At 45.2% G+C, this 4,385-nt stretch carries 4 protein-coding genes; all 4 read right to left on the bottom strand.

The window, feature by feature from the left end; all coding sequences use genetic code 11:
• Window positions 1-52: 52 nt before the first annotated feature.
• Window positions 53-340, bottom strand: a complete 288-nt coding sequence (locus QUA20_RS30155; RefSeq protein ID WP_333193971.1) for a hypothetical protein — start codon at window positions 338-340, stop codon at window positions 53-55.
• A gap of 48 nt (window positions 341-388) precedes the next feature.
• On the bottom strand, window positions 389-892 hold the full coding sequence (locus QUA20_RS30150; RefSeq protein WP_333193969.1) for a hypothetical protein: 504 nt from the start codon (window positions 890-892) through the stop codon (window positions 389-391).
• Complete coding sequence (locus QUA20_RS30145) at window positions 889-1,674, bottom strand: ParA family protein (protein ID WP_106331468.1); 786 nt, start codon at window positions 1,672-1,674, stop codon at window positions 889-891. The genes QUA20_RS30150 and QUA20_RS30145 overlap by 4 nt, the downstream gene beginning before the upstream one ends.
• A 305-nt stretch (window positions 1,675-1,979) precedes the next feature.
• Window positions 1,980-4,037, bottom strand: a complete 2,058-nt coding sequence (locus QUA20_RS30140) for a plasmid replication protein, CyRepA1 family (protein ID WP_333193967.1) — start codon at window positions 4,035-4,037, stop codon at window positions 1,980-1,982.
• Window positions 4,038-4,385 lie beyond the last annotated feature (348 nt).

The raw sequence follows: 4,385 nt of genomic DNA, 5'->3' as shown, positions 1-4,385 counted from the left end.
TTTTGAGCCAACATTCTCATGAAACTACTGCTCGATCGAACCCTCGATCGATTTATGAATGATTTGCGATCGCTATAGTTCCTTTATCAATAGCCTCCGCTAATTCTGGGTTTAAGCTACAGAAGAATTGGCTGTTGTCAGGTTCAGAGTAAACTACTTCAACAACATAACATCCCGTTTTGGGGACAATCCTCACTTCGCACAAATCCTCAAACTTCAGCGCCGTGTTAAATAACTTGCGAGAAATGTCCGTTATTTCATCGCAGTAATTAAACCACTCATGGCCTTTTTGATTGCGTGCCTTTCCACTCGTTCTTTTAACAGTGTGGACAACTATCAACTATCAACTATCAACTGTTAACTGTTTAATGGCAGTAGCATCTCCCTATCAGCGCCCAGATAGCATTGTAATCAGCCGCCTCAACTTCCCAGCAAGTTTTCTGGAATCGTAGCGGCACTTGGCTTCTACTAAGATTTTTTCCATCAGCTCGGATGAAGCTTCTGCTTGCAGCCAGGCAGCTTCTAAAAATACTTCTACGGTCACTCCTTTTTCTTTGCAAAATCTTGTCAAGTTAGCATCTATTTCTGCATCTAAAACAACGGCCGAATGGCGACGAGTTGGCGGAAGTTTCGCGAGTTCTGCTTTTAACTCTTCTAATGTTGAATTGGGATTAGTGGTTTCGTTTGAAGTTGCGTTCGTTGAAGTTTCGTTCGTTGAAGTTTCGTTAGCCGAAGTTTTGTTTGAAGTTTCGTTTGAAGTTTCGTTCGCCGGAGTTGAACGTTGAGCTATTTGTTCGCTCTCCTGTTTGGGGGCGATTAAAGTATCTTCTCGGCTTGGAACAACTGTTCGCTTGCGGTTGGAGCGAATTTGGTCGAGGATGCTGTCACTCATTGTACTTTTTGTTGTAAAAGAGACTCGATTTTGGCGAGCAGAATTTCAAAGGGATATTCTAAGTCGGGATGTCCTAATTCGCTGAGAGTTTGGCGTTTGTTAATGGCTTTTTTGTACTGTTCGGATTCTCGGATTGAAGGGAGAATTAATTCGTTTTCAACTTCGTCTTTCATTCCTTCTACGGCTAGGCGGCTCTCTAGGGTTTGAGTGTTGCCTATCCAGCGGTCGCGGAAGGGCAGCACTCCTAGTACGGTAGCGTTGGTTGCTTTGACATCTCTCATGGAGTTGAGCAAGTCGAGTGTCCGCACTAGGGAACCGTAGCCTTTGACGGAGGCTTCGGCGGGTACGATTACGGTGTCGGCGGCACCGATTGCGGTTAGGCAAATCTGCGAGCGCTGCGGGGGTGCGTCAATGATACAAAATTTAAAGGCTTCGGCAACTGGTTCGAGGCGGCGCAGCAACAGGGTGGCGCCGACGCCGCTGCTGGATAGGTAGTCGGCGGCGGCGTCAAGCCCGTCGTCGGAGGGAATTAGAAACAAGTTGTCGCTACCTTCGACTGGATAGATGCCGTCTTCGATGGGCACGGATTTTTTGAGAACTTCCAGCAAGGTGGGCTGGTTGGGTTGCAGTTCTAGCCCCAGGTAGGTGGTCAGGTTGTGTTGGGGGTCGGCGTCGATAGCCAGTGTGGGATAGCCCCGGCTGGCTAGGAGGCGGCTCAGGAATAGAGATGCGGTTGTCTTGCCCTGCCCCCCGGACAGGGACGCGATGGCGACTGCGATCATGGCTTTAGGGACATCGGATGGGGTTTTCTATATATATCGTCATCTAAAAAACGAAATTAGTCAATATCTAAATTACTAAAAAGCTAATTTAATTATTTTAGTAATTTATATATTGACTAATTTAATTAAAAGATAAAGAGCTAAAATTAGCATTTTAGTAAAAAGCTAAATTATTAAAACTAGCAAGTGAGCGGAGCTCGCGCAGTCCCCACCCAATTTTCCTCCACAGACTATTAAGTCAAACCCTTGTGTAATAAGCCGTTCAACTTTCTTGTCCGCCGGAGTGTGCGCTCGCCATAAATAACTCATCCTGTCCGCCCTTCTGCAAGCTCTAAGCGGTGTGCATAAGTGTTGACGAATTGCCCCGAAAACAGAGATTTCACCATTACCTGAGCCCCTGCAACAGCTCTAACGACATATTTCTGAACTTCACCGCAGAACCTCACCACCGAGCCAACTTTCAGCTCTGACGGTGCTATTTGGGGTACTTTTGCCTCATAAGTGGGAATAGCGTGATTTTCGGGTTCTATCGCCTGATATGAAGCTGCAACTCCCATCTCTTCAGTTGTTAATGTCTCGCCAGGTGCAGCTTCCACTCCGAACACTTGAGTAGTGTGAGCCCATTCCTCATCCAGAGGCGACACACCCTCAGATATCTCTATATTATTATCCGACCCTGTGCCAACAGTTCCCACCTCATTATTTTGTTGAGATAAACCAAGAGGGGGCACAACCTCAGATATCCCTATATTATTATCCGACCCTGTGCAAGCAGTTCCCACCTCATTATTTTGTTGAGGCAAATCCTGAGAAAACACACCCCCTGACATCTCTATACTATTATCCAACCCTGTGCCACTAGAAACCCCTTCTAAACACTCTCGTGCACCTTCCGCCAAAGAAACTGCCTCTTTATCCCGCTGCTGCCAAACCTCAAAAATCGCCTCCCTGCCATCCTGGGGAAACTCAAACTGGTAAACTCTAATGCGTTTGGGCCGACCTTTAGCATCTCGTTCCTCCGACCTTTCTTGGCGAACCCGCCGCAAAGTAAAGCCCAGCTTACCCCTTAAAATATACTGCACCACCTCCATCGGTGTCATCTGAGGACTGACACTAATACCCAGAAAATCCTTAATATCAACACTGCATTGCTTCACTTGTTCCGCAAAAGCTATCACATCCGCGTCAGTCCCTCGGTACTCTCGATTAACATTAAACAACGACTTTATTCCCAACGCCTTCAAAGCTTCCACACTTGCCGTCAGCAAACGCAAATCTTGAGGACACACCTTTCCTTGCCCCCTTTCCAGATGCCCCGCCAAGTGATTTTTATCTCGAAATCTGACCAACTCCGGGTCATAAATTAAATAGTAATGTAAGCGAATTTGAGGCAGCCAGCCAGCATCATCCTTCAACTTAAGTTCAGGCGTGATGGGCACTCCATAAGTCTCTTGTAATTGATACTTGCGCTGCTGGTTTAGTTCATCACGAGTCTTAGCCCGTTTGTCCTTCAATTCTAAGTATTTAGAAAGAGTAATGTCAGAAGCATTATTAACAGCCTGCGCTTCTAACATTTTATTCTCTTCTTTAATAGATGTCGCTTCTGCACGGATGCAAGCTGCTACCGTTTCCCGGCTATCTAACTCTGACTTTAATTTGCGGTCTTGCGACTCTAGTTCTTCCAATAAATCCCAATTTTGAGCATTGTTTGCTGCAAGCTGTCGTAACAGCAAAACTTTGAGTTCTTGTTGTAATTGATTCTCTCGACATAGCTCCACAGAATGCCCTTCAGCTTTTAAAGCTTCCCAAATTGCCTCCCTGTAGTTCCACATCCCAGCATTAATTCTCGCCCCCATTTTAGCCCAAGTCCGCAAGTGAATTGGGTCGTAAGCTTCATCAATGTCAAAATCCACGCCTTGCAACAATTTGAGATTGGTTGTGATGACTTTTTTTTGAGATTTGAGAATTGCTTGGTAACTCGAACTGCCATTGCCAATTTTGCCCACACCAAAGGGCGCAGTCCAGACAAACCAAGGCACTGTTTCATCTCGAACTCGCGCTAGTGCTTGCAAAGCGTCATTGACAGCAATTGCTCCTTTAAAAATGCCGAAAACCGCTGTAAAATGATGGCGAAGGTCAATGCTAACTCCTGTGCCAATTGTGGGACTAGCGATGATGATATCATAGTTTTGTATGAGCGTATTTAGTTGGTCAATGCAACCGTAAGCGGGATGATTTGGATCTGATACTGATTCGCTATCAATCCTGAGAATTCGCTGATGAGGAAAGCGTTTTTGCAGTTGGGTTTCAAGGTTGCGACAAGACCAATTTCCTGTAACTTTTTGTGAGTCTTCTACAACCATAATGCGCGGTCGATATCGCTCTATAGGGTGAGATTCAGTAGGTTTTTTAAAGTGACATTCAGTAAAGTTTATTGGGCTACATTTTGCGGTTGTTTCACAATCACACTTAGCAGGGTTTTTACTGTCATATTCACTAGGGTTTTCCGAAACATATTTAGCAAAGCATTTAGAGTCACATTCAGTGAATTTTACAATAGGACATTCACCAGAGGTTTTCTGATAATATTCAGGATGGCTTTTACAGTCACATTCAGCGCATTTTACAATAGGACATTCACCAGAGGTTTTCTGATAATATTCAGGATGGCTTTTACAGTCACATTGAGCAGGTTTTACAGGACATTCACC

Origin of the sequence: Microcoleus sp. Pol7_A1 (assembly GCF_036701085.1) — a bacterium.
Classification (GTDB): domain Bacteria; phylum Cyanobacteriota; class Cyanobacteriia; order Cyanobacteriales; family Microcoleaceae; genus Microcoleus; species Microcoleus asticus.
The sequence above is the reverse complement of the archived record's forward strand: the minus strand, read 5'-3'. Positions and strand labels throughout refer to the sequence as shown.

Excerpts from the sequence above, each read along its gene's own strand:
- QUA20_RS30150 (WP_333193969.1), bottom strand. The coding sequence starts at position 892 with ATGAGTGACAGCATCCTCGACCAAATTCGCTCCAACCGCAAGCGAACA.
- QUA20_RS30145 (WP_106331468.1), bottom strand. The coding sequence starts at position 1,674 with ATGATCGCAGTCGCCATCGCGTCCCTGTCCGGGGGGCAGGGCAAGACA.
- QUA20_RS30140 (WP_333193967.1), bottom strand. The coding sequence starts at position 4,037 with ATGGTTGTAGAAGACTCACAAAAAGTTACAGGAAATTGGTCTTGTCGC.